This window comes from Amycolatopsis sp. FDAARGOS 1241 (assembly GCF_016889705.1).
Classification (GTDB): domain Bacteria; phylum Actinomycetota; class Actinomycetes; order Mycobacteriales; family Pseudonocardiaceae; genus Amycolatopsis.
Genome location: NZ_CP069526.1, coordinates 4538137 through 4561211 on the forward strand (window position 1 = coordinate 4538137; position 23075 = coordinate 4561211).

The 23075-nt window shown below is 71.9% G+C and carries 23 protein-coding genes and 1 pseudogene; 12 read left to right on the top strand and 12 right to left on the bottom strand.

Annotated elements, in window-relative coordinates; genetic code table 11:
* Positions 1-86: 86 nt before the first annotated feature.
* On the bottom strand, positions 87-1706 hold the full coding sequence (locus tag I6J71_RS22405; RefSeq protein WP_204096481.1) for an IclR family transcriptional regulator: 1620 nt from the start codon (positions 1704-1706) through the stop codon (positions 87-89).
* A 125-nt stretch (positions 1707-1831) separates the two neighbouring features.
* Here I6J71_RS22405 and I6J71_RS22410 point away from each other — a divergent pair, with 125 nt between their 5' ends.
* From I6J71_RS22410 to I6J71_RS22440, 7 genes are read left to right on the top strand one after another with little or no spacing between them, the layout of a single operon-like run.
* Positions 1832-2863, top strand: a complete 1032-nt coding sequence (locus I6J71_RS22410; protein ID WP_204096482.1) for a phosphotransferase family protein — start codon at positions 1832-1834, stop codon at positions 2861-2863.
* Between the two features lie 21 nt (positions 2864-2884).
* Positions 2885-4102 (top strand): acyl-CoA dehydrogenase family protein, encoded by a 1218-nt coding sequence (locus I6J71_RS22415; RefSeq protein WP_204096483.1) that lies wholly within the window; start codon positions 2885-2887, stop codon positions 4100-4102.
* Between the two features lies 1 nt (position 4103).
* Positions 4104-4886 (top strand): enoyl-CoA hydratase/isomerase family protein, encoded by a 783-nt coding sequence (locus tag I6J71_RS22420; protein WP_204096484.1) that lies wholly within the window; start codon positions 4104-4106, stop codon positions 4884-4886.
* 40 nt (positions 4887-4926) lie between these two features.
* Entirely contained in the window at positions 4927-6582 is a 1656-nt protein-coding gene (locus I6J71_RS22425) for an L-lactate permease (protein WP_204096485.1), read from the top strand.
* A gap of 22 nt (positions 6583-6604) precedes the next feature.
* Positions 6605-8707 (top strand): acetate--CoA ligase family protein, encoded by a 2103-nt coding sequence (locus tag I6J71_RS22430; protein ID WP_204096486.1) that lies wholly within the window; start codon positions 6605-6607, stop codon positions 8705-8707.
* A 59-nt stretch (positions 8708-8766) separates the two neighbouring features.
* A complete protein-coding gene (locus I6J71_RS22435; protein ID WP_204096487.1) occupies positions 8767-10008 on the top strand; it encodes an MFS transporter in 1242 nt (413 codons plus the stop codon).
* On the top strand, positions 10005-10994 hold the full coding sequence (locus I6J71_RS22440) for a cyclase family protein (RefSeq protein WP_239155188.1): 990 nt from the start codon (positions 10005-10007) through the stop codon (positions 10992-10994). The genes I6J71_RS22435 and I6J71_RS22440 overlap by 4 nt, the downstream gene beginning before the upstream one ends.
* A 351-nt stretch (positions 10995-11345) precedes the next feature.
* Here I6J71_RS22440 and I6J71_RS22445 read toward each other — a convergent pair whose 3' ends face one another.
* Positions 11346-12035, bottom strand: a complete 690-nt coding sequence (locus I6J71_RS22445; RefSeq protein WP_204096488.1) for a GntR family transcriptional regulator — start codon at positions 12033-12035, stop codon at positions 11346-11348.
* Positions 12036-12134: 99 nt separating this feature from the next.
* Here I6J71_RS22445 and I6J71_RS22450 point away from each other — a divergent pair, with 99 nt between their 5' ends.
* From I6J71_RS22450 to I6J71_RS50990, 3 genes and pseudogenes are all read left to right on the top strand, one after another.
* Positions 12135-13301, top strand: coding sequence for a mandelate racemase/muconate lactonizing enzyme family protein (locus I6J71_RS22450; protein WP_204096489.1), 1167 nt, complete (start codon positions 12135-12137; stop codon positions 13299-13301).
* Positions 13302-13339: 38 nt separating this feature from the next.
* The gene (locus I6J71_RS22455; RefSeq protein ID WP_204096490.1) at positions 13340-13498 is read left to right on the top strand and encodes a hypothetical protein; all 159 of its coding nucleotides are present in this window, start codon (positions 13340-13342) and stop codon (positions 13496-13498) included.
* A 2-nt stretch (positions 13499-13500) separates the two neighbouring features.
* Positions 13501-13641, top strand: a pseudogene (locus tag I6J71_RS50990) (cation:dicarboxylate symporter family transporter); the annotation flags it as partial.
* On the opposite strand, the gene I6J71_RS49865 reads toward I6J71_RS50990, so the two are convergent.
* Positions 13599-13748 (bottom strand): hypothetical protein, encoded by a 150-nt coding sequence (locus I6J71_RS49865; protein ID WP_255570899.1) that lies wholly within the window; start codon positions 13746-13748, stop codon positions 13599-13601. The pseudogene I6J71_RS50990 and the gene I6J71_RS49865 sit on opposite strands and share 43 nt — an antisense overlap.
* A 74-nt stretch (positions 13749-13822) precedes the next feature.
* Here I6J71_RS49865 and I6J71_RS22465 point away from each other — a divergent pair, with 74 nt between their 5' ends.
* Entirely contained in the window at positions 13823-14767 is a 945-nt protein-coding gene (locus I6J71_RS22465) for a cation:dicarboxylate symporter family transporter (protein WP_255570900.1), read from the top strand.
* On the opposite strand, the gene I6J71_RS22470 is transcribed toward I6J71_RS22465, so the two are convergent.
* The 3 genes from I6J71_RS22470 to I6J71_RS22480 form a co-directional block, all read right to left on the bottom strand.
* The gene (locus I6J71_RS22470) at positions 14737-16404 is read right to left on the bottom strand and encodes a SulP family inorganic anion transporter (protein ID WP_204096491.1); all 1668 of its coding nucleotides are present in this window, start codon (positions 16402-16404) and stop codon (positions 14737-14739) included. The genes I6J71_RS22465 and I6J71_RS22470 overlap by 31 nt on opposite strands.
* 91 nt (positions 16405-16495) lie before the next feature.
* On the bottom strand, positions 16496-17896 hold the full coding sequence (locus I6J71_RS22475; RefSeq protein WP_204096492.1) for a DUF4389 domain-containing protein: 1401 nt from the start codon (positions 17894-17896) through the stop codon (positions 16496-16498).
* Positions 17893-18420, bottom strand: coding sequence for a flavodoxin domain-containing protein (locus tag I6J71_RS22480; RefSeq protein ID WP_204096493.1), 528 nt, complete (start codon positions 18418-18420; stop codon positions 17893-17895). Before I6J71_RS22480 ends, I6J71_RS22475 begins: the two co-directional genes overlap by 4 nt.
* Positions 18421-18714: 294 nt before the next feature.
* On the opposite strand from I6J71_RS22480, the gene I6J71_RS22485 reads away from it, so the two are divergent.
* A complete protein-coding gene (locus I6J71_RS22485) occupies positions 18715-19035 on the top strand; it encodes a hypothetical protein (protein ID WP_204096494.1) in 321 nt (106 codons plus the stop codon).
* Positions 19036-19054: 19 nt separating this feature from the next.
* Here the strand turns inward: I6J71_RS22485 and I6J71_RS22490 are convergent, their stop codons facing one another.
* The 6 genes from I6J71_RS22490 to I6J71_RS22515 form a co-directional block, all read right to left on the bottom strand.
* Positions 19055-19576: a flavodoxin domain-containing protein gene (locus tag I6J71_RS22490; RefSeq protein WP_204096495.1), complete on the bottom strand. Its 522-nt coding sequence runs from the start codon at positions 19574-19576 to the stop codon at positions 19055-19057.
* 14 nt (positions 19577-19590) lie between these two features.
* Positions 19591-19857: a DUF1876 domain-containing protein gene (locus tag I6J71_RS22495; protein ID WP_204096496.1), complete on the bottom strand. Its 267-nt coding sequence runs from the start codon at positions 19855-19857 to the stop codon at positions 19591-19593.
* A 21-nt stretch (positions 19858-19878) separates the two neighbouring features.
* Positions 19879-20475, bottom strand: coding sequence for a hypothetical protein (locus I6J71_RS22500; protein WP_204096497.1), 597 nt, complete (start codon positions 20473-20475; stop codon positions 19879-19881).
* Between the two features lie 148 nt (positions 20476-20623).
* Positions 20624-21523 (bottom strand): universal stress protein, encoded by a 900-nt coding sequence (locus tag I6J71_RS22505; protein WP_370542224.1) that lies wholly within the window; start codon positions 21521-21523, stop codon positions 20624-20626.
* A 60-nt stretch (positions 21524-21583) separates the two neighbouring features.
* Entirely contained in the window at positions 21584-22474 is an 891-nt protein-coding gene (locus I6J71_RS22510; protein ID WP_204096499.1) for a universal stress protein, read from the bottom strand.
* 10 nt (positions 22475-22484) lie between these two features.
* Complete coding sequence (locus I6J71_RS22515; protein WP_204096500.1) at positions 22485-23048, bottom strand: CBS domain-containing protein; 564 nt, start codon at positions 23046-23048, stop codon at positions 22485-22487.
* Positions 23049-23075 lie beyond the last annotated feature (27 nt).

The following is a 23075-nucleotide window of genomic DNA, read 5'->3' on the forward strand; positions in this document are numbered from 1 at the left end:
GTCAACAACCTCGGGCGCGATCACTGTGGATGACCGGGGAGCAGCGGAAAGCTTCGAGATGCGGAGCTCATGCCGGGAAGCACTGATCAGGTGAACAGCGTCCCGGCCGTCAGCAGACGGGTGAGTTCGGTCGCTGCGGCGACTGCGCGGGCCGCGTATTCCTCGGTGCGCGCGGGGTCGAAGCGGTAGTGCGGGATCGTGATCGTGATGGCGCCCGCGACGACGCCGTCGGTGAAGAACGGCGCCGCGATGCCGGAGGCTTCCGGGATGCGTTCGCCGGTGCTGACGGCGTAGCCGCGTTCACGGATGAGGGCGAGGTCCGCCTGCAGCGCGGCACGGTCCACCATCGTCGTGGGTGAGAAGCGCTCGAAGCGCTGGGCCTCGAACGATTCCGCGCCGCTCCAGGCGAGAACCGCTTTGCCGGCCGCGCCGGCGTGAAGCGGGGCGGTGGAGCCGAGCGGGATGACGTACTGGATGGGTTTGTCACTGGTGTGCCCGGCTTCGAACACGACGCCTTCGGCCGCCGGGTCGTAGCGGGCCAGATAGGCGCTTTCGCCGAGGTCGCGCACGAGTTCTGCGAGGAGATCGGCGGCGACGGGGCCGATGCCGGTGCCGCGGCCGAGCCGGGCGGCCCAGACGAGGAGTTCCGCGCCGGCTTCGTAGCGGTCGGAGGCGAGGGCGCGGGCGAGGCCCAAGTCGGCGAGGGCGCCGAGCAGCCGGGCCGCAGTGGCGCGGCCGCTGGAGATGCCCGCGGTGAGATCGTCGACGGACAGGCCCCCGGCGGATGAGCGTGCCAGCGCGTCGAGAGCCGCGGCCACGCGCACGATGGAGCGCCGTTCGGCGGATACCCCCGAGGGATCCGCGGCGCTGTCCGGTGCGACTCGCGAAACCTGGGCAACCGGAACTGCGAGGGCCGCGGTCAGCCGGCCGGCCGCGGCCTTGACGAGTTCGCCGAGCCGCCGCAGTTCGTCCTCATCGGACAGCCGGTGCCGGGGAACCGTGATGTTGAAGGCGCCCGCCGGCTCCCCGTCGCGGAAGTAGGCGGCCGCGGCGCCGGCGGCTTCGGGGATGCGCTCGGCGACGCTCGTCGCGAAGCCCTGCTCTCGTACCTGCTTCAGTTCGGTGCGCAGCAGGTCGAGGTCACCGATGGTCGAACCGGTCAACGCCGGACGGTCCAAAGTGGTCAGAAAATCTCCGGGAACGTTCGCCAGGATCGCCTTTCCGGCCGAACCCGCGTGCAGCGGCGACTTCGATCCGATGCGGACGGAGTAGCGCACGGGCTTGCCGCACTCGACCGAGCTCACGACACTGGCCGACTCCTCCCCCGCCGTGTACGTCAGCAGCATCGCCGTCTCGCCGGCTTCGCGCTCGAGCGCCACGAGCTCGTCGTGGCCGCGGGTGAGCAGCACGTTGCGCTCGCCGAGGAACTTCGCCCACGCCAGCAGCCGCGGCCCCGGGTCGTACCGGCCGTTCGGCTGGCCGCGAACGACCCGCAGGTCACCCAGCGTCTGCAGGATCCGGTGCACCGCGCTGCGGCTGACGTCCAGGTGTGCCGCGAGCTCCCGCACGCCGGTGTCACCGTCCTGGCGCGCGATGACGGCGTCGAGCACCGCGAACACCCGCCCGGTCATCCCGAGCGAGCGGAACCGCGGCTGTCCCTCGACCGCCACGCCCGGTCCGCTCATGCCCTCTTCCCGTGCACTCACCTGTCTCCCCTCCGCGGCCACTGTAACCAGCCACCTTGACAACCCGCGCTTGCCGGGGCCAGGATCCTCGACGAGTTCGGGACGCTGTCCCGATTTTATCTGCCTGAGTGGTCAGGAGGTCGAAGGTGCCGAACCACGAGCCGCCGGGCGTCGACGTAGCGGCGCTCACGAGGTGGCTGGCCGCCCACGGCAGCGCCATCGAACCGCCGATCACGGTGACGACGATCTCCGCCGGCCGGTCCAACCTCACGTTCTCGGTGCGCGACGCCACCGGCGCGCAGTACGTCCTGCGCCGGCCGCCGCTGGGCGCGCTGGAATCCGGCGCCCACGACGTCGGCCGCGAGCGGCGCATCCTCTCCGCGCTGAGCGCCACCGCCGTACCGGTGCCGGAGCCCGTCGCGGAGTGCACCGACCCGGACGTGCTCGGCGCGCCGTTCTTCCTGATGGACTTCGTGCCCGGCCGGACGCTGAGCCCGGACACCGCCGCGGCGCTGTCCCCCGAGGTCAAGCGCACGATCGGCCGGCGGCTGCCGGAGGTCCTCGCCCAGCTGCACGCCCTGGACGTCACGGAGATCGGGCTGGGTGAGCTGCGCCGGGACCGCGGTTACGTCGAACGCCAGCTGCGCCGCTGGCAACGGCAGTTCGACGCGGTGGACCTTCCCGCCGCGAGCCCGCTGCGCGCCGTCGCCGGCCGGCTGGCCGCCCGCGTCCCCGAACCGCAGGGCAGCTCTCTGCTGCACGGCGACTACAAAGCCGAGAACGTGCTGCTCACCCCCGGCGGCGGCGTGGCCGCCGTGCTCGACTGGGAGCTCGCCTCCGTCGGCGACCCGCTCGCCGACCTGGGCTGGCTGCTCGTGTGGTGGGCGCTGCCGGACAACCCCGGCAAGTGGATCTCCCCGCCCGCCACGCTCGCGGGCGGTTTCCCCGACCACGCCGACCTCGTCAGCGCGTACGCCGCCCGGTCCCCCCTCGACGTCTCCGACCTGCCGTACTACGTCGCCTTCTCCTACTGGCGCCTCTCGTGCATCAACACCACCACCCGCGCGCGCTTCACGGCCGGAGCGATGGGCGACAAGGAACTCGACGTGGCCGCGCTCGACGCCCAGGTCGAGTGGCAGCTGACCGAAGCGCTGCAGTCACTGGCCCACGCGGGCTGACCCGACGAGACGGAGCACCGAATGGATTTCTCGCTCTCCCCGCAGGCGACCGAGCGCCTGACCCAGGTCCGCTCCTTCATGGAAGACCTCGTGTACCCTGCCGAGCCGGTGTACGCGCAGCAGCGCGAAGAGCTGATCGCGGCCGGCCGCACCCACGACGTGCCGCGAGTGCTGGAAGAGCTCATCGCGGCCGCGCGCGAACGCGGGCTGTGGAACCTCTTCCTCCCCGACGAGTCCCATCTGACCAATGTGGACTACGCCGTGCTCGCGGAGGAGACCGGCCGCTCGCCCTTCATCGCGCCCGCGGCCATGAACTGCCTGTCCCCGGACAGCGGCAACATGGAGCTGCTGCACCTGTTCGCCACGGACGATCAGCGTGAACGCTGGCTGAAACCGTTGCTGGACGGAGCGATCCGCTCCGGGTTCTCGATGACCGAGCCGGACGTGGCCTCCTCCGACGCCACGAACATCTCCACCTCGATCGTGCGCGAGGGCGACGAGTACGTGATCAACGGCCGCAAGTGGTTCACCACCGGTGCCGCCGACCCCCGCTGCCGGCTGCTGATCGTGCTGGGCCAGAGCGACCCGGACGCGCCGAAGCACCGCCGGCACTCGATGGTCCTGGTGCCCATCGACACCCCGGGGGTGAAGGTCGAGCGCGCGCTGCCGGTGTTCGGCTTCCGGGACCAGCAAGGGCATTGCGAGATCACTTATACCGACGTCCGCGTGCCGGTGAGCAACCTGCTCGGCGAGCAGGGCGGCGGGTTCGCCGTCGCGCAGGCGCGGCTGGGGCCCGGCCGGATCCACCACTGCATGCGCGCCGTCGGCATGGCCGAGCGGGCGTTGGAGCTCGCCTGCAAACGCGCGTTGTCGCGCACCGCGTTCGGCGGCCCCCTGGCCGACCAGGGAGTCGTGCGCCAGCAGATCGCCGAGTCGCGGATGGAGATCGAACAGGCCCGGCTGCTGGTGCTGCGCACGGCCTGGCTGATCGACGAGGTGGGCGTGCGCAACGCGCGCTCGGACATCGCGGCCATCAAGATCATCGCGCCACGCGCGGCGCTGAACGTGCTCGACCGGTCGATCCAGATCCACGGCGGGGCCGGCGTGACCGACGACCTGCCGCTGGCCGAGATCTGGAGCCGCGCGCGCACGCTGCGCATCGTCGACGGGCCGGACGAGGTGCACATCCGCACCGTCGCCCGCCAGGAGCTCAAGCGCTACCAGGCGGCGGAGATCTGACGTGGCAGAGCTGGAGTTCGAGGTCACCGACGGCGTCGGGACCATCCTGCTGAACCGGCCCGAGCGCAAGAACGCCTTCACCCTCGCCATGCTCGAGCAGTGGGTGCGCATCATCGAGGACGCGCGCACCGACGACGCCATCCGCGTGCTCGTGGTCACCGGGGCCGGCGGCGCGTTCTGCTCCGGGGTGGACCTCGGCGTGTTCGACGACGAGACGCGGACCCCGCTCACGGACAAGACGCTGCTGACCGATCGCGTGCACCGGATCGCCTACGCCCTCGAAGACTTCGACAAGCCGGTGATCGCCGCGGTCGACGGTGTCGCCGTGGGCGCGGGGATGGACTTCGCGCTCATGGCCGACCTCCGCGTCGCCTCGGCGTCGGCGCGCTTCTCCGAAGGCTACGTGCGTGTCGGGCTCGTGCCCGGCGACGGCGGGTGCTACCTGCTGCCCCGGCTCGTCGGCATGTCCCGCTCGCTGGAGCTGTTGTGGACCGGCGACTGGGTGGCCGCCGACGAAGCGGAACGCATCGGTCTGGTCAACCACGTCTACCCCGACGACGAGTTCGCCCGCCGGACCCGCGAGTTCGCCGCCAAGCTCGCGGCCGGGCCCCCGCTCGCCCTGCGCACCATCAAGCGCGCGACCTACCAGAGCAGCCGCACCGACCTGCGGACCGCGCTGGACCTCATCTCGTCCCACCAGGCCGTGATCCAGTCCACTCGCGACTCCGCAGAGGCTCTGACCGCCTTCCGGGAGAAGCGAAAAGCGGTTTTCGAGGGCCGGTGATCGCGCCGGCCCGGTTCCCGGACCCCACTGGAGAACAACGTTGTTCACACAGATCCTCGTTCCGGTCGGCGGCTCGCTGACCCTGTCCGCGCTCCTGGCGGCGGTACCGCTGTTATTGCTGATCGTGCTGCTCGGCGTGTTCAAGACACCCGCCCGGATCGCCGCACCCGCCTCGCTGATCGCGGCGCTGGCCGTCGGTGTCGTGGCGTTCCGGCTCCCGGCGTCCATCGCGTTCTCCGGTGCCGCCGAAGGCATCGTCTACGGGATCTTCCCGATCCTGTGGGTCGCGATCAATGCGATCTGGTTGCACAAGGTCACGGAGCTGCGCGGACACTCGGCCGCCCTGCGCACCGCGTTCACGCGGGTCAGTGACGATCGCCGCGTGCAGGCGATCCTGGTCGCGTTCTGCTTCGGTGCCGCGCTGGAAGGCCTGGCCGGCGGCGGTGCCCCGGTCGCGATCTGCGCCGTGATCCTGATGGCGCTGGGCCTGTCGCCGATCAAGGCCGCCGCCGCGTGCCTGATCGCGGACACGTCGCCGGTCGCGTTCGGTGCGCTCGGCCAGCCCATCGACGTGCTCGCCACCCAGACCGGGCTGCCCGTGCCCGACCTGGCCGTGATGATCGGCAGGCAGACGCCGGTGCTGGCGCTGTTCATCCCGCTCGTCCTCGTGCTCGTGGTCGACGGGAAGACCGGGCTCAAGCAGCGGTGGGGCGTCGCGCTCGCGGCGGGTGTCTCGTTCGCCGCGGTCCAGTGCGCCGCGTCGGTGTTCCTGACGCCCGCGCTCGTGGACACGGTCGCGGCCGTGGTGTCCGGCGTGGTCACTGTGCTCGTCGCGCGGGCCGGCCGCGTGCCGGCCACGGCGGTGCGCCGGCGCACGGTCGTGGCAGCCGGTGGTGGCGCGAGTGGTGGCAGCGACTTCGCCGCCCCGCCCGCCGACGAGTCCACTGTGGACGAGAAGCGGCCGCCGGTGTTCGCCGCGCTCGCGCCGTACCTGCTGATCGTCGCCGTGGTCGTCCTCGCGAACCTGCCCGGGGTGTCGGACCTGATCGCCTCGCTCACGACCAAGGTCCACTGGCCCGGCGTCGACGTCGGCAACTCCGACGGGGAACCGCTGAGCATCGCGAAGATCAGCTTCGCGTGGGTCGGGGCGCCGGGTTCGCTCGTGCTCATCGCCGGGCTGCTGAGCCTGCCGGTGCTGGGTGTCGGGCTCGGGCGCGCTACCCGGGTGTGGCTGGCCAACCTGTGGCAGCTGCGCTGGGCGATCTTCACGGTGTGCTGCGTCATCGCACTGAGCTACGTGATGAACCTGTCGGGCCAGACCACCACGCTCGGCGTCTGGCTCGCCGGTGCCGGAGCGGCGTTCCCGCTGGTGTCGCCGGTGATCGGCTGGATCGGCACCGTGCTGACCGGGTCCGACACCTCCAGCAACACGCTCTTCGGCCTGCTGCAGTACACGACCGCCCACCACGCCGGCCTGTCCGATGTGCTGCTCACCTCCGCCAACAGCAGCGGCGGGGTGGTCGGCAAGGCCGTGTCGCTGCAGAACCTGGCGATCGCCGCGGTCGCCGTCGGGCTCGGCGGCAAGGAGGGCGTGCTCTTCCGCCGGACCATCGGCTGGACGGTCGTGATGGTCGTGGTGCTGTCCGTGCTCGTGTACCTGCAATCGACTCCCGTGCTCGGCTGGCTGGTTCCCTGACCGGCCCGAAAGGACCCCTGCCATGCCCGTTGACTCCGCCAACCACTGGGCGCAGCGCCTGCTGCACCCGCGCTCGGTCGCGATCGTCGGCGCATCCACCCGGCCCGGGAGCATTTCCACGCAGGCGCTGGCGAACCTGCGGGACTTCGGCTACGCGGGGCGTGTGCTGCCCGTCAACGCGAAGTACACCGAGCTCGACGGGCTGCCGTGTTACCCCTCGCTGGACGCCACGCCGGGCCCGGTCGACCTCGCGCTGATCCTGGTGCCGGCCGCCGCGGTGCCGGGCGCGATCGACGACTGCGTGCGCGCCGGCGTCGGGACAGCGGTGGTGTTCTCGTCGGGCTTCGGTGAGCTCGGCGCCGAAGGGCTGGACGTCCAGCAGCGGCTGGCCGGGGCCGCGCGCGCCGGGAGCGTGCGCCTGCTCGGTCCCAACTGCCAGGGCCTGATCTACCGGCCGGCCAGCCTGGTCGCGACCTTCAGCGAAGCCGCACAGGCGGGGCTCGGCGAGTCGAGCGGGATCGCCTACGCCGGGCAGAGCGGCGCGATCGGTGGCTCGTTCCTCGGGCTCGCGCGCGAACGCGGCATCGGGCTCACGGCGTGGGCCAGCAGCGGCAACCAGGCCGACCTCGGTGTGGCCGACCTCGCCGCCGGGTTCCTGGAAGAGGACGAGGTCCGCGTCGTCGCGATGTACCTGGAGGCGATCCCGTCCGGGACGCAGTGGCGGCAGCTCACCGCGCGAGCGCGGGAACTGGGCAAGAACCTGGTGGTGCTGCGGTCCGGCCGCTCGGCCGCCGGGCGGCGCGCGGCCGCGTCGCACACCGGCGCCATGATCGGGCCGGACACGGCGTTCGAGCTGGTGTCCGCGGAACACGGCGTGATCGGCGTGACCGACCTCGACCAGCTGCTGGACACCGTGGTGGAACTCGCCGCACGCAAGCCGGTGCGCGGGCCCGCCGTGACCGTGGTGACGAGCTCCGGCGGCGCCGGCGGGATCGCGGCGGACTGGCTGGAGGAAGCGGGGTTGCGCACCGGCGAGCTCGCCGCGGACACCCGCCGCGAACTCGAGCGGTTCATCCCCGCGTACGGCTCGACGAGCAACCCCGTGGACGTGACCGCGCAGCTGTTCTCACAGGACGACGACTCGGTGTTCGACGTGTGCCGGACGATCCTCGGCGATCCGGGGACCGACGTCCTGATGGTGATCATGACGAACGTGACGGGCGCCCGCGCGGCTCGTGTGGCCCGCCAGCTCGTCGCGGCGGCCGAGGGCGCACCCAAACCGCTGGGCGTGGTGTGGCTCGCCGACGGCAACCAGATCGCCGAGGCGACGAAGATCCTGCGTGAGCACCACGTTCCGCTGCACGACTCGATCGGGCGCAAGGCCCACGTGCTGGCCCGGCTGTACCGGGCCGGCGCAGCGCGACCGCCGGCCCGCACCGAACCGGTGGCGGGCACTGTCGACGGGTTCTCCGGCACCGGCGTGGTCACCGAATCCGCGGGTGCGCCCCTGCTGGACGCGCTGGGCGTGCCCCGGCCCGAAGGTGTGCTCGTCACGAGTCCGCAGGAGGCGGCCGAAGCCGCGGCGCGGCTCGGCGGCCGGGTGGTGCTGAAGGCGCAGTCCGCCGGCCTCACGCACAAGTCCGAAGCAGGCGGCGTTCGCGTCGGCGTGACAGACGCGGCGAGCGCGTATCGGGAAATGGTCGCCGCCGTGCGCGCCGCCCGGCCGGACGTCGTGCTCGACGGAATCCTGGTGCAGAGCCTGGTTCCGCCGGGGATCGAACTCCTTGTCGGCGTCGAGGGAGCCGCCGACGGCTACCCGCCGGTCGTGACCGTCGGCTTCGGCGGTGTGACGGCCGAGATCGACCAGGACGTGGTCACCGGGCTCGCCCCGCTGTCGGAGCTCGACGTGCGGGTACTGCTCACCCGGCTGCGCGGCGCGCCGCTGCTGCGCGGCTACCGCGGCCGGCCGGGAGCCGACGTGGCCGCCGTCGCCGCCGCCGTGGCGGCCCTCTCGCGGTACGCGGCCGGTCTCGGTGACCGGCTCGCCGAGCTCGAGATCAACCCGCTCATCGCCCACCCCGACGGGGTCAGCGCGGCAGATCTGGTGCTGCGCTTCACCGAGTAGCTCCACCGACCAGGTGCTCCACCGGCCCGCAACGACGCGAAGTTTCGGAAGGAGTGGTCATGACGTCCGTCCTGACCAAGGTTCCCCCGCTCACCCTCGACCGTCCGCAACGCCGGGTCTTCTGGGCCACGTTCGCGGGCTGGGGTCTCGACGGGTTCGACTACATGCTTTACACGCTGGCCCTCGGCGCGGTGAGCATCGCGTTCGGACTGAACCACGAGCAGGCCGGCCTCATCGGCACGGTCACGCTGCTGTTCTCAGCGTTCGGCGGCATCGTCGCCGGCACGTTGTCCGACCGGTTCGGCCGCGTCCGCATCCTGGCGGCGGCGATCTTCCTGTACTCGCTGTTCACCGCCCTGTCCGGGATCGCGAGCAGCTTTCCCGAGCTGCTGGTGTACCGCGCGGTGGAGGGACTGGGCTTCGGCGGCGAGTGGGCCGTCGGCGCCGTGCTCATCTCGGAGGTCATCCCCGCGAAGAAGCGCGGCGCGGTCGCCGGGTTCATCCAGGGCGCGTGGTCGTTCGGCTGGGCGCTCGCGGTGATCGCGTCGGTACTGATCCTGCCGAACTTCGGTGACCTCGGCTGGCGCATGATGTTCTGGGTCGGCTTGGTCCCGGCGCTGATCGTGATCTACATCCTGCGCAAGGTGCCCGAGTCGCCCGTGTGGCTGGAAGCGCGCCGGACCCGCAAGGCCAAGGCGCCGATCAGCCTCGGGCTGATCTTCCGGCGCAAGATCCTGCGCTACACCATCCTGGCGACGTTGCTCTCGATCGGCATGCAGAGCGGGTACTACGCGATCTTCACGTGGCTGCCCACCTACCTGTCCGAAAGCCGCGGGCTGAACGCGGTCGGCGCGGCCGGCTACCTCGTGTTCGTGATCGCCGGATCGTTCCTCGGTTACGTCGCCGCGGGAGTCGCCAACGACCGGTTCGGCCGCAAGCCGACGTTCGCCGTGTTCGGCGTGCTCAGCGCGGTCACGGTGGTGGTCTACGCCTACGCGCGCATCCCGTCCGGCCTCGTGATCTACGTCGGGTTCCCGCTGGGGTTCTTCGGCTCGGGCATCATCAGCGGGTTCGGCCCGTTCCTCGCGGAGCTGTTCCCCAGTGAGATGCGCGGCGCCGGACAGGGCTTCTGCTACAACGTGGGCCGTGGGGTCGCCGCGCTGGCTCCGGCGGTGGTCGGCGCGCTCGCCGGCGGCTACGGGCTGGGGACCGGGATCTCGGTGTTCGCGGCCAGTGCCTACGGTCTGTTCCTGATCGCGCTGGTGTTCCTGCCCGAGACCCGCGGCCGGGAGCTCCGGTGAGCACAACGAAGGAGAACGACTTGCCGGTTCCGGATTACCGCGCCCTGCGCGCCCGCGACGACGGTCCGGCCGGGTCCAGCTGGGGCGTGTTCGAGCGGACGCCCGAGCGCGGGATGGCGAACTTCGCCCAGGCGTCGCACGTGGTGGAGGCGGCCGGCTTGGTGCGCCACGGCCAGGTGTTCAACTTGGACTATCCACTCGACGCGTTCGACCCGTCTGTGGTGTGGCGGACGCCGCCGGCGCAGACGATCACGTCCTCGCACGCCGACCAGCGCGACGACTACGTCGATCAGCTGTGGCTGCAGGCGAGCTCCCACGTGGACGGTCTGCGGCACCGCCGCCACCACGAAGCCGGTTTCTACCAAGGGGTTCCCGACGCCGACATCAAGCCCGGGACCCCGGCGCTCGGCGTTCAGCGGTGGGCGGAGGACCCCATCGTCGGCCGTGGGGTGCTCGTGGACCTCGCTCGTTACCGGGAGTCGCTGGGCCGCCCCATCGACCACGCCGCCGGCGAACCGCTGCCGCTGGACCTCGTCGAGCGGACGCTGTCCTGGCAAGGCGTGAGCCTGTGCGAGGGGGACCTGCTCCTGCTGCGCACCGGCTGGGCCGAGTGGTATCTGTCCGAATTGGACCCGGCCGGCCGCGAAGCGATCGGGCGGACCCGCCGCTGCACCGGTCTCGCGCAGTCCCGCGAGCTGGTCGCGTGGTTCTGGGACCACCGCCTCGCCCTCGTCGCGTCCGACACCTTCGCCATCGAGGCGATGCCGCCGCCCCCGGACCCGCAGTTCGGCGGCCCCCACGAACCGGGGATGGTGCACCAAGACCTCATCGGCCTGCTCGGTCTGCCCCTGGGCGAACAGTGGAAGCTCGACGCGCTGTCGGCGCACGCCGCCGGTGGCGGCGGCTACACGTACCTCGTGGTGGTCAAGCCCCTGAACCTCGTCGGCGGGGTGGGCTCGCCGGCGAATGCCGTCGCCCTCTGCTGAACCGGGCGCGCCAGCTGTTGTGTCCGGGGCGGTTGCGAGTGGTGCGATCTACTTCTGCCAACCAGGCAGGCCCTGGCAGCGCGGTTCCAACTGCCGCGCGAGTACTTTGCCAAGGGCAGCAACCTCGCCGGCCACACCGTCGAACACCTCGCCGCAGTCGCCGCGGAAATCGACAACCGTCCACACACATGCCTCGGCTGGTCAACTCCAGCCCGACGCCTCGCTACAGTCATCACACCAACACAATGACCGGCACCGTTGCGACCACCTCGCGAATCCGCGCACCACGACCGCGGCCACACCGCACGAACCGGCAAGCCCCCGCGTCGCCAACCTCACCGGGCAATACAGCTAACCGGTCGCCGTTCCGGCGCGCTCGCGCTGCTCCAGCGCTTCGATCGCTGACGCCAGCAAGCTGCGCTCGATGTGGGTCTGCATCAGCTCCCGCGCTCCGGTGTCGTCGCCCGCGGCGACGAGGTCGACCAGCCGGTGGTGTTCCTGGTGGTCGCGCGTGCGGGGTTCGTTGCCGGGCGGCAGTTCCAGCCCGGCGCGGCGGTAGCGGTCCGTCTTGTCCCAGATGTCGTCGAGCAGGCGGACCAGCGTGGCGTTGTGGGACGCCACATACAGCGCCCGGTGGAAGGCCCGGTGCACGGTCAGCGCCTCTTCGCCCCATTCGCGGGTGACGGGCAGCAGCCGGGCCACCGCGGCGCGCAGGGCTGACAGGTCGTCTGCGGTGCGGCGCTGCGCCGCGTACATCGCGGCGGTCGGGTCGAGGGACAGGCGCACCTCGAAGAGCTGGCGCGCCTCGGCCGCGCTCATCCCGGCCACGCGGGCGTCGCGGTGGGCGTCGAGGCGGATGAGTCCTTCGCTGGACAGCCGGCGGATCGCCTCCCGCAGCGGGGTGAGGCTCATGCCCAGGTCGCCGGCGAGCTCGTTCTGCTCGAGCCGCGAGCCGGGCCGCAGGGCACCCGACAGGATGCGGCCGCGCAGCTCGGCGTAGGCGACCTCGCCCTTGCTCGAAAACACGTTCGCGCTGCTCATCGACCCCTGCACCCTCCCTGGCGGAAACCGAGGCTTGTGCTTCGGCCAGGCGAGACCCTAGCATCCCGTTGGAATTTATAATTTATAAGAGAGGCGCGGATGAAGATCCTCGACGTGCACGAAGGCGTCATTCCGATCAGCTCGTCGATCCGCAACGCCTGGATCGACTTCAGCTCGATGGACTGCTCCATCGTCGCGGTGGTGTCCGACGTCGTGCGCGACGGCGAGCCGGTGGTCGGCTACGGCTTCAACTCCAACGGCCGCTACAGCGCGGGCGAAATCCTGCGGCGCCGCATCGTCCCCCGCCTGCTCGCCGCCGACCCGGACGCCCTGCTCGCCGAAGACGGGCAGCTCGACCCCACTCGCGCCTGGGACTTCATGATGGCCAACGAAAAGCCCGGCGGGCACGGCGAGCGATCGGTGGCCGTCGGCGTGGTCGACATGGCCCTGTTCGACCTCGCCGCCAAGCTCGCCGGGCAGCCGTTGTACCGCTGGCTGTCCGACCGCTACGGCGACGGCGTGCCCGACGACGAGGTGTTCGTCTACGCCGCCGGCGGCTACTACGCGCCCGGCAAGACCCTGCTTGACCTGCAGGACGAGATGAAGCGCTTCCTCGACCAGGGCTACCGCGTGGTCAAGATGAAGATCGGCGGCGCGGACCTGGCCGAGGACCTCACGCGCATCGAAGCCGTGCTCGACGTCCTCGGCGGCGACGGCTCACGGCTCGCGGTGGACGTCAACGGCCGCTTCGACCTGGCCACCGCCCTCGAGTACGGGCGCGCGATCGAGCCCTACGGCCTCTTCTGGTACGAGGAGATCGGTGACCCGCTCGACTACGGCCTCAACGCGGTGATCTCCGAGCACTACGCCGGCCCGATCGCCACGGGCGAGAACCTGTTCTCCCTGCAGGACGCCCGCAACCTCATCCGCTACGGCGGGATGCGCCCCGACCGCGACTACCTCCAGTTCGACCCGGCGCTGAGCTACGGGCTCACCGAATACCTGCGCATCCTGGACATGCTCAAGCAGCACGGCTGGTCCTCCCGCCGCTGCATCCCGCACGGCGGCCACCAGTTCTCCTTGCACATCGCCGCGGCGCTCAAGCTCGGCGGCAACGAGTCCTACCCCGGCGAGTTCCAGCCGACCGGCGGGTTCGCCGACGGCGCGGTCGTCGAAGACAGCCACGTCGGCCTCACCGCGACGCCGGGCATCGGCTTCGAGGAGAAGGCCGCGTTCTACAAGGTACTTCGCCAGTTGCACCGCTGAAGGTTCCCCCGTCACAACGTCGTGCGAAGGAGCAATTCATGCCGTCCACCCCCGCGGCCCGATCGCGCGTGCGCAGCCTGCTCGGGCAGCTGTGGTTCCAGGTGATCGTCGCCGCGGTGCCGGGCATCGCCGTCGGGTTCGCCTTCCCGAAAGCGGGCCCCGAAACCGCTCAACGACTGGGTTCATCTCGCTGGTGAGCATGATCGTGGTCCCGGTCGTCTTCTGCGTCGTCACGGCCGGCATCGCGTCGGTGGACAACCTGCGCAAGGCGGGGCGCATCGGCGGCAAGGCGATCGGCTACTTCGTGGTGCTGTCGCTGGTGTCCATGCTGATCGGGCTCGTGGTCGCGAACGTGTTCAAGCCCGGGTCCGGAATGCACATCGACGCCGCCACGCTGGATCCCGGCGGCGTCCCGAAGGCCGCCACGCAGGACCACGCGTCGTTCACCGGGTTCGTCTCCAGCTCATCCCGGACTCGCTGTTCGGAGCATCACCAGCGACACCATCCTCGCGGCCCTGCTCGTGTCCATCGTGTTCGGCGCCGCGCTGAACCTGGCCGGACCGTCCGGCGCGCCCTTGACCCGCGGGATCACGGCGCTGTCGGGCGTGGTCTTCCGGATCGTCCGCTGGATCATGCGGCTCGCACCGTTCGGCACCTTCGGGGCGCTGGCCTCGGTCGGGGCGACCTGCGGCGCGGAAAGCCTGCAGCAGCTGCTCTACCTGATCCTGCTGTTCACTGGCACGTGCGTGGCCTACATCGTGGTGGTGCTCGGCTCGATCATGCGCGCCTGCCGGCTCGGCCTGTTCGCCCTCATGCGGCTGCTGAAGGACGAGCTGCTGGTGGCGCTGTCGACGTGCTCGAGCGAGGCAGTGCTGCGGCAGCTGGTGCGCAAGCTGGAGATCCTCGGCGCCGGGCGGCCGGTGGTGGGCATCGTGGTGGCGTCGGGATTCTCGTTCAACCTCGACGGTTCCGCCATCTACCTCACGATGGCGTCGCTGTTCCTCTCGCAGGCCCTGGGGGTGGACCTGAGCTGGCAGCAGCAGCTGACGATGGTCGCGGTGATGATGCTGACGAGCAAGGGCACCGCGGGCATCGCCGGTGGCGCGTTCATCGTGCCGGCCTCGAGCATGACGGCCGTCGGCCACATGCCGCTGGCCGCGCTGGCCCTGATCGTGGGCATCGACCGCATCCTCAACGTAGGCCGGGTGTTCATCAACGTCCTGGGCAACGCCGTCGCCACGATCGTGATCGGCAAGTGGGAGAACGACTTCGACCAGGACAAGGCCCGCCTGGTCCTGTCGACGCGCAGCGCGGCGCTGACCGAGCTGGAGGCCGAGTACGACGCCGCACAGCGCGCCGGCACCACTCCGGCGGCCGAACCGGCGAGCGTCACCAGCGGTGCGCCGCGGCAGGCCGCCGCCGCTGACGAGCGCCGTCAGCTCCGCGTCGCACCCCAAGCGCGGTAGGCGCCGACGGCGGTGGGCAGGGTCGGGAAGATGCGGTCCTCCCCCACCTTCTCGACCAGTCCCGCCGCGACCAGGTCGTCGCGCAGGTCCTGCTTGACCCGGGCCAGCGCGAACACGACCCCACGGCGCCCGAGTTCCTCGCGCAGCTGGTCGAGCGCGTCGGCGGCGGTCACGTCGATCTCGACATTGGCCTCGGTGTTGAGCACGAACCACCGCACGTCACCGTCGGCCGCGGCGAGGGCGCGGTGGCGGAAGTCCTCCGCGTTGGCGAAGCACAACGGCGCGTCGTAGCGGTAGACGACGAGCCCGGGCTCGGTCGTGGCCTCGGGGTAGTCGTCCACGTCGTGCATCCCGGCGAGGCCCGGCACGACACCGAGGATCCCGTCGTGCGGCCGGGCGATCCGGCGCAGCAGGTCCAAGATGGACAGTCCCACGGCGGCAAGCACGCCGTAGATCACGCCGAGGCCGAGCACGCCGGCCGTGGTCAGCAGGGCGAGCACGAACTCGCTGCGGCGGAACCGCGCGAACCGGCGCAGTTCCTTGACGTCGACGAGGTAAGTGGCGGCGAAGATCACCAGCGCCCCGAGCGCCGCCTGCGGGAACTGCGCCAGCAGCGGGCGCGCGAACAGCACGACGAGCACCACGGTCACCAGCGCGACCAGCGAGTAGAGCTGCGTGCGGCTCCCGGCCGCCGCGCCCAGTGCCGTCCGGCTTCCACTGCTGCTGACGGGAAACCCGTGCAGCAACCCGGCGGCCACGTTGATTCCTGCGAGGGCGCGCAGCTCCTGGTCCGCGTCGACCTCTTCGTCGCGCCCGGCGGCGAACGCCCGCGCGGTGAGCACGTTGTCGGAGAAGGCGACGATCGCGATGCCGACGGCGGGCAGGACCAGCTCGCCGACTTCGGTGAGCGAGAAACCCGAGACCGCCGGCGGCAACCCGGCGGGCAGCTCGCCGACGACGTCGATGTCCGGGGGCTGCACGAGCGCCACGAGCAGCGTCGCGGCCGCGATCGCCACGAGCGGTCCGGGCACCCGCGGCGCGAACCGCCGGAGGAGGAACAGCACGAGCAGCACGCCCGCCGCGAGGGCGACGGTCGGCCAGTGGATCTTCCCGAGCTGGGTGAAGAACGACGCGAACTCGGCCCAGAACCCTTCGCCCGCCACGGGCACGCCGGTGACGTTGCCGAGCTGTCCCACGACCATCAGGACCGCGATGCCGGCCATGTAGCCGGTGAGCACCGGTTTCGACAGGAGCTCGGCCAGCACCCCCAGCCGCGCCAGCGAGGCCACGAAGCACAAGACGCCGACGAGCACCGCGAGCACCGCCGCCAACGTCGCGTAGTGCCCGGGATCGCCCACGGCGAAGGGTGCCAGCACAGCGGCGGTCATCAGCGCCGTCGTCGACTCGGGTCCGACCGACAGCCGGCTCGACGAACCCAGCAGGGCGTACACGGCCAGGGGCCCGATCGCGGCCCACAGCCCGGCGGCCGGGGGCAACCCGGCCACTTCGGCGTACGCCATCACCTGCGGCACGAGGTACGCCGCCACCGTCACCCCGGCGATGACGTCGCCCCGCAGCCACGTTTTCCGGTACCCGCGCAGCTGCGCGGCCCCCGGCAGGACGGCGGACAGCTTCATCCACTGAGAGTGCTCGCCGCGGCGCGCCGAAGCTGCGGCCGGAGTTCCCGGCATCCGGGGACTTCCGGCCGTGGTCAGCGCAGCGTCCGGCTCACCCGGCGGCGAACGACGGAGGTGCCCGGCGGGCGGCCGCGCGGGCGGACATCCAGATCAGTGCGACACCACCGGCGAAGAACAGGACACCCACCGCGAGCACGCCGGTCGCCAGCCACGGGAGCGCCGGCGCGGTCGCGCCCGCGTCGACCCGCGCGGACACGCCGTCCGAGCCGTCGGCGTTCATGACGACGACGGTCCAGCCGCCTGCCTGCGCCGGCCACGTCACCGACTGGGTGCCGGGACCGGCCGACTCCGTCGTCCAGATCTGGGCGTCGGACGGCGGCACGGCGACGGCGCTACCCGGGTGCAGCGTCTGCGCGCCCCGGCCCGACAGGTCCGTCGCGGTGGTGTACTCGGTGCCGGCCAGGTAGTCCATCACCCGGTCCGTGGTCCCGACCCCGACGAACACGGGCTTCGCCGGGTCGCTCGCGGTAGCGCCGATCCGCACCGTCCCGAGCAACGTGGCGGGGTCCGGCCCGGTGCCGGACAGGTCGATCGAGTCGCTGACGAGTGCGGGGCTCGAGGTGGCGAACGTGGCGCTTCCGGTGACGTAGCCGTCGGCGTCGCGCCGGCCGCGGTCGGCCCACAACAGCGCGGCCCCGCCGGTCAGCAGGCCGGTGGACACGAGCAGCACCACCGCCCCGCCGATGGCCCCGGCGACCCGGCCCGGGGTCCACCCCTGCGGCTCGGCGGTCGTGGTGGGTCCGGCCAGCGGTGACGGCGGCGGGGGCGGCAAAGCGGGCTCGGAGCCGCCCAGGTCCATGCGAAACGGCGGGTACGCGTCGGTGAGCAACGAGACGTAAGCCGCCACGCGCAGGGTCCAGCGGTCCATGCCCAGCACGAAGTCGAAAACCGGCCGGGGGTAGCGGCCGGTGAACAGCAGCACGACCCCCGCGATGAGGACCAGGATCCCGACCAGGCCACCCGCGGCCCACCAGAACCCGCCCCAGTCGTCGCGCCCGGCCATCCAGCTCCCGCCGCCGACGAAGAACCCCACGATGATCAGGTGCGGCAGGGCCAGCAGCCACCACTTCACGAGCACCAGCCCGCGCGAGAGCCGTCCCGGGTAGTCGACCTGCAGGCGCGCCGGGTAACTCGGCACGTCGCCGAAGGTGAACGGCGGATAGCGGTCGGTGCCCAGCGCGGCGTAGCCGTAGTACTGCACGCGCCAGCTCCACCGCAGCACGCCGACGGTGTACTCGAACAGCGAGCGCGGGTAGCGGGCGGTGAAGAGGATCGCGAAGAACGCGCAGAGCCCCACGAACGGGTAGACGAACCAGAGCACGGCCAGCACCAGGTAGTGCGGGATCGCCAGCAGCCACTTCACGAGCCAGAGCCAGCGCGACAGCGGCTCGTCCAGGTCCGCCTCGACGCGGACGGGATAGGGTCCGGTCATCGTCGGCTCTCCTGCCCGGAGGGGACCACCGCCAGCTCGCTCGCGATCGCGCGCGCCCAGGCCCGGATCATCGGCCAGTCGCGGTTGTCACCGTCCTGCACCCGCAGCGCGACGACCACCGCGCGGTCGGTGAACCGCAGGTTGGCCCGTTCCACGCGGCCGCCGAAGAGCCGGTGCTCGCGCGCGCCGGACGCGGCCACCACGTCGGAGACGTCCACCGGGTCCTCGCCCGCGATGTGGCCCACGGGCCCGCTCGAGAAGAGCCACACCGGGACGCGGCGCAGCTCCTCCCGGTGCTCGTGCGCGAGCCGGCGAGCGCTTTCGAGCCACTGCCCGAAGTAGACGGCGCTGCCGAGCACGACCGCGTCATACCCCGCGAACGACGTGACGTGCCCGGCGTCGACCACCCCGACCTCCGCGGCGACACCGGTTTCGGCCAGCGCCGCCGCGGCCGTGGCGGCGATCTGCTCGGCGATTTCCCGAGTGGCCCCGTGCCGGGTCGCCACCGCGACGAGAATCCTCATGCCGGACCGCCTTTCGGTCGAGAACACCACCGTCCCAAGCGGGCGCCGCATGCGGCAGGGCCCGAAGTCCCTTCCGGCGGGGACGAAATCGGGCCGTCGCCGACGATTCCCGGCCAGGTCCGGCCGCGTCCGGTCGGTGAACTCCCGACCCGGATCCGCGCACCCGGTGAAGATCCACTGTGGACTGAAACCGGCCACTTCGGAGCCGGCCGGCCGGCACGACCGCCTCAGGTCCCGCGATCCGGAGCCGTTCGCCTCTACTGAGTGGCGCCGCTCGCCGGGACCGTGACCGAGGTGAGCACTCGAGCTCTTCACCGTCCCGCCGTCGCCGCGCTCCTGGTGGCCACGGCGTTCCTGCTGACTTCGTGTGCGGCGGGTGCCGATCCCGCGACCGGCACTCCACCCGACGCCGGCTTCTGGCTCGGGCTCTGGCACGGACTGATCTGCCCGATCACCTTCCTGGTCTCGCTGTTCGACGACCACGTCGGCATCTACGAGGTGCACAACAACGGCCACCTGTACGACTTCGGCTTCGTGCTGGGCGTCATCGTGGTCGCGGGTGTGCTCCGCGGCCGCACCTCCTCGCAGCGGCGGCGCAGCCCGAAGAACGGGTAGCGCGCAGACCCGCCGCGGTTCAGCCGCGCCCGGGCCCGGTGCGGTCGAGCCGGCGGGCGAGGGTGGCTCCCCACACCCGCGCCCGGGCGCTTTCGCCGTCCACCAGGCGCGTGTCGCCGTTCACCACTTCGACGAAGAAGCTCATCGGCGGCACCACCGTCGGGTGGCCGACGCTGCGCAGCACCTTGCTCGCGGCCCGCGCGGCCGAGCCGGTCAGCCACCGCGGCTTGGCCAGCCGGGTGTCGAACGCGGCCGTGGTGGTTCCCGGGGGCAGGACGCGGAAGCCGCCGAGCCATTCACGCAGGCCGATCTCGTGCTGCGGGTTCCCCCTGGCCTGTTCCGCCGCCGCCTTGCGAGTCGAGGGCCGGCTCAGGCCGTGGACGTGGGTCGGCGCGCCGACGACGAGCAGGTCGTAGCCGGCCAGGTCGCGCGGGGCGTCGTCCACGGACCGCAGCGTCGCCGAGCCCAATCCCTCCGCCACGGCGCGGGCGATCTCCTCGGTGTCGCCGAACAGGGACTCGTACACGATCAGCGCGTGCATTCCGCCCGCCTTCCTCAGCCTTCCAGCCGGACGTGCTTGTGGGTGACGTCCTCGATGTCTTCGGCGGCGACGTCCAGCAGCCGGTGCGCGAGCGCGCTGAGGGCTCGCGCGGTGGCGAGTTCGTCACCGATCTCCGGCACGTTGCGGTCGACCGGGTTGAGCCGCGCGGTCCCCGACGCGTCGAGCACCTCGCCGGCCCCGGTGCGCAGCCGGGCGGTGGCTGTCGTCCGGCCGCCTTCCTCGGTCAGGAACACTTCGATCCGCCACTGCTTGGTGTCCATCACAACCTCCTGCCGCGCCGTTCACGAATGCGCGTTCTTCTTCAGCTCCGCGAACCACTCCCGCTGCCACTTCCCGGCGCGGTAGCGGTTCAACGCGAACACCGCGATCCCGTAGCCCGTCGCCAGCGCGAGGCACCCGGCCAGCCACAGCCCCACCCCGGCCGCGGTCGCGTTCACCACGGCGGCGGCGGCGGTCAGCGGCGGATCGGTGACCGCGCCACTGCGGTCCACCCAGATCCGCACGGTGTCCCCGCGCCGAATGCCTTCGTTCGCGAACACCGGCCCGACGCGCTCGGCGCCCTCCGGGGTGCGCCACGTCGCCTCGGTCGGCACCGGGCCGCCGGCGGCGCCGCTGCGCCCGTTCACGGAGATCGGCGGACCGTCCGCGAGGAACGTGGCCGTCACGGGCCGGGTGTCGGCGAGCTCGCGGACGGACTGCTGCTTCTGCGCGGCGTAGACCTCGGAGGCAGTGGCCGCCGCGAACGGGATCGCGGCCACGGCCACCAGGACGGCCGCGAGAACCAGGAACGCCTGCAGCCGGTCCGTCGTCCGCGCGACCGAACCGCGACCGGGAGCGAGCGCGCGCCACCACCGCAGCAGGCGGTTGGGCGGGTTCATCTGCCTCGCACCTCCCCGTTCCGGTGTGCGATGGCCCCCAGCATCGGCCGCGCGCGGTCCGGCTCGAAGAGGCCTTGTACCCACGCCGCCGGGTCCCCGGTCACCGGCGGCTGTTACGCCCGCCCGTCCGCCGGGGACCAAAGACCCGTCATCGCTTCGGTTCCGGCCGCACCACGAGTACGGGACAGGACGAGTGGTGGATGAGCGCCTGGCTCGTCGAGCCCAGGAGCATGCCGGTGAACCCGCCGCGGCCACGGCTGCCGACCACGACGAGCTGGGCCCGGTCGGATTCGGCGAGCAGCGCCTGCCGCGGCCGGTCCCGCACGAGCGACCGGCGGACCTCGACCTCGGGGAACTTCTCCTGCCAGCCGGCGAGCCGCTGGGCCAGCAGTCGTTCTTCCGTCGGCTCGAGCGTTTCGGGCTGCGGCATCAGCCGGGCGGTGCTGTCCGCGCAGTCATAGGTGACGTCGTCCCACGCGTGCACCGCGACCAGCGGGACGCCCCGGAACCCGGCTTCGTCGAAAGCCACCGCGATGGCGGCTTCGCTGTTCGGGGTGCCGTCCACACCGACCACGACGGGGCCCGCCAGCGGAACCGGCCCGTCGCCGTGACGCCCGCGCACGACGGCGACCGGGCAGGCGGCGTGACTCGCGACTTCTGCGGCCGTCGCGCCGATCAGCATGCCGGCGAAGCCCCCGGTGCCCGTGCGGCCGAGCACGACCAGCCGGACGCTGCGCGACCGGTCGAGCAGGCCGGCGGACGCGGCGTCAGTGCGCACGTCGGTGCGGACCGTGAGAGCCGCGTCGACGGCGAGCGCCTGCTCCGCCGCGGCGGCGACGATGCGGTCCCCCTCGACCCGCAGCTGCTCGAACAGCACGTCGCTGCCGGCCAGGCCACCGCCGTAGTACAGCGAATCGGCCTGCAGGCAATGCACGAGTTCCAGTTCGAGCCCCCGGCCCGAGGCGAGCCGCGCGGCCCACCCGACCGCCTCGGCGGCACCCGCCGAACCGTCGACGCCCACCACCACGGTGTTGCTCGTCGTCATGATCCCGAGTCCTTTCCGGACAGTCCTTTCTTCACCGGCGCGGCCCGCCTGGTCGGGCCGTGGTCACGACCGGCTCCCCTGCCGCACGACCGCGACCGGGCACGCGGAGTGCACCAGCAGCGCCTGGCTGGTCGACCCGAGCAGCATCCCCGTGAACCCGCCGCGGCCGCGGCTGCCGACCACCACGAGCTGCGCACCGCCACCGCGCTCCAGCAGCGTCCGCACCGGCCGCCCGCGCACGACCTCGACCTCGATCGCCAGCTCGGGGAACTTGTCCCGCCAGGGAGCCAGCTGCTCGTCGACGAGCCGGCGTTCGGCGGCGACGTCCGCCTCGGAACCGGCGAGCCGCAGCCTCCCCTCGGGAGTGATCTCGTTCCAGGTGTGCACGGCGATGAGCGTGGTGCCGCGCGCGGCGGCTTCCTCACACGCGTAGCCGAGCGCGTCGGTGCTGTCCGGCGAACCGTCCAGCCCGACGAGGACCGGCCCGGCCACCGCGGGCACGTCATCGGGCCGGCGACCGCGCACGACCACCACCGGACACTGCGCGTGGGCGACGAGCGAGACCGCGGTCGAGCCGACCAGCAGCCCGGTGAACCCGCCCAACCCGCGCGAGCCCAGCACCACGACTTCGGCGCCGGCGCTCTCGCGCAGGAGCACCCCGACCGGGCTGCCTTCCACGACGACCCGCTCGATCCGCAGCGACGGCCACTGCGCCAGCACCGCGGCCGAAGCCTCGGCCACCCACGACTCGGCCCGCGACCGGAACCCCTCCCGCACGGTGGTCACCGAGATCCGCGACACGCCCGGCGCCGGCACCACGTAGGCGTGGACGAGTCTCAGCACCGCGTCCCGCCGCGCCGCGACCGCCGCGGCCCACACCGCGGCGTGCAGAGCCGAAGCCGAACCGTCCACGCCGGCCAGCACCACGCAGTCGTCACCCGTCGACCCGTGCATCACGCCTCCTCTAGGCCAGTTCCACCTCGGTGACGCCCCCGACGGTCTTCGCGAGAGCCGTGACAAGCCGGCGTTCGGCTTCGTCGGTGAACGTTCCCCGGACCGTCACGCGGCCACCCGTGACGGACACCGACCAGAGATCGCGGTGTCCCGTGTAGTCGCTGAACAGGCACCGCACCTGCGACGCGATGGTGTCGTCGTGCCGCACCAGTGACCGCAGGAGGTCGCGCCGGCTCACGATCCCGGCCAGGCGACCGTCGTCGACGACCGGGATGCTGCGCAGGCGGTCGACGAGCATGCGGGCGGCGATGTCGCTGACGTCGGTGTCGAGCCCGGCGACTTCGACCGGCTTGGTCATCGTGGACTCCACGAGCTGGTCGGGCCCCACCGGTTCGCCCGTCAGCACCCCGGCCAGTGCGTCGGCCTCCGTGAACAGGCCGATCACCCGGTTGTCCTCGTCGACCACGGGCAAGGCGGCGATGCAGTGCTCCGTGAGCAGGGCGATCGCCTCGCGTACCGGGGTCGCGAGCCCGACCCGGACCACCGGGCGGGTCATGATTTCTCGTGCGCGCACGGCTCCTCCTCGTGTCTTCGGCCGACG

Bases quoted from the DNA above. Each gene is read 5' to 3' on its own strand.
- I6J71_RS22430 (WP_204096486.1), top strand. From the start codon at position 6,605: ATGCCCGTTGACTCCGCCAACCACTGGGCGCAGCGCCTGCTGCACCCG.
- I6J71_RS22500 (WP_204096497.1), bottom strand. From the start codon at position 20,475: ATGAACCCGCCCAACCGCCTGCTGCGGTGGTGGCGCGCGCTCGCTCCC.
- I6J71_RS22445 (WP_204096488.1), bottom strand. From the start codon at position 12,035: ATGAGCAGCGCGAACGTGTTTTCGAGCAAGGGCGAGGTCGCCTACGCC.
- I6J71_RS22475 (WP_204096492.1), bottom strand. From the start codon at position 17,896: ATGACCGGACCCTATCCCGTCCGCGTCGAGGCGGACCTGGACGAGCCG.
- I6J71_RS22495 (WP_204096496.1), bottom strand. From the start codon at position 19,857: ATGGACACCAAGCAGTGGCGGATCGAAGTGTTCCTGACCGAGGAAGGC.
- I6J71_RS22455 (WP_204096490.1), top strand. From the start codon at position 13,340: ATGCCGTCCACCCCCGCGGCCCGATCGCGCGTGCGCAGCCTGCTCGGG.
- I6J71_RS22435 (WP_204096487.1), top strand. From the start codon at position 8,767: ATGACGTCCGTCCTGACCAAGGTTCCCCCGCTCACCCTCGACCGTCCG.
- I6J71_RS22470 (WP_204096491.1), bottom strand. From the start codon at position 16,404: ATGAAGCTGTCCGCCGTCCTGCCGGGGGCCGCGCAGCTGCGCGGGTAC.
- I6J71_RS22490 (WP_204096495.1), bottom strand. From the start codon at position 19,576: ATGCACGCGCTGATCGTGTACGAGTCCCTGTTCGGCGACACCGAGGAG.
- I6J71_RS22415 (WP_204096483.1), top strand. From the start codon at position 2,885: ATGGATTTCTCGCTCTCCCCGCAGGCGACCGAGCGCCTGACCCAGGTC.
- I6J71_RS22480 (WP_204096493.1), bottom strand. From the start codon at position 18,420: ATGAGGATTCTCGTCGCGGTGGCGACCCGGCACGGGGCCACTCGGGAA.
- I6J71_RS22510 (WP_204096499.1), bottom strand. From the start codon at position 22,474: ATGCACGGGTCGACGGGTGACGACTGCGTGGTGCTGGCCGGCGTGGAC.
- I6J71_RS22450 (WP_204096489.1), top strand. From the start codon at position 12,135: ATGAAGATCCTCGACGTGCACGAAGGCGTCATTCCGATCAGCTCGTCG.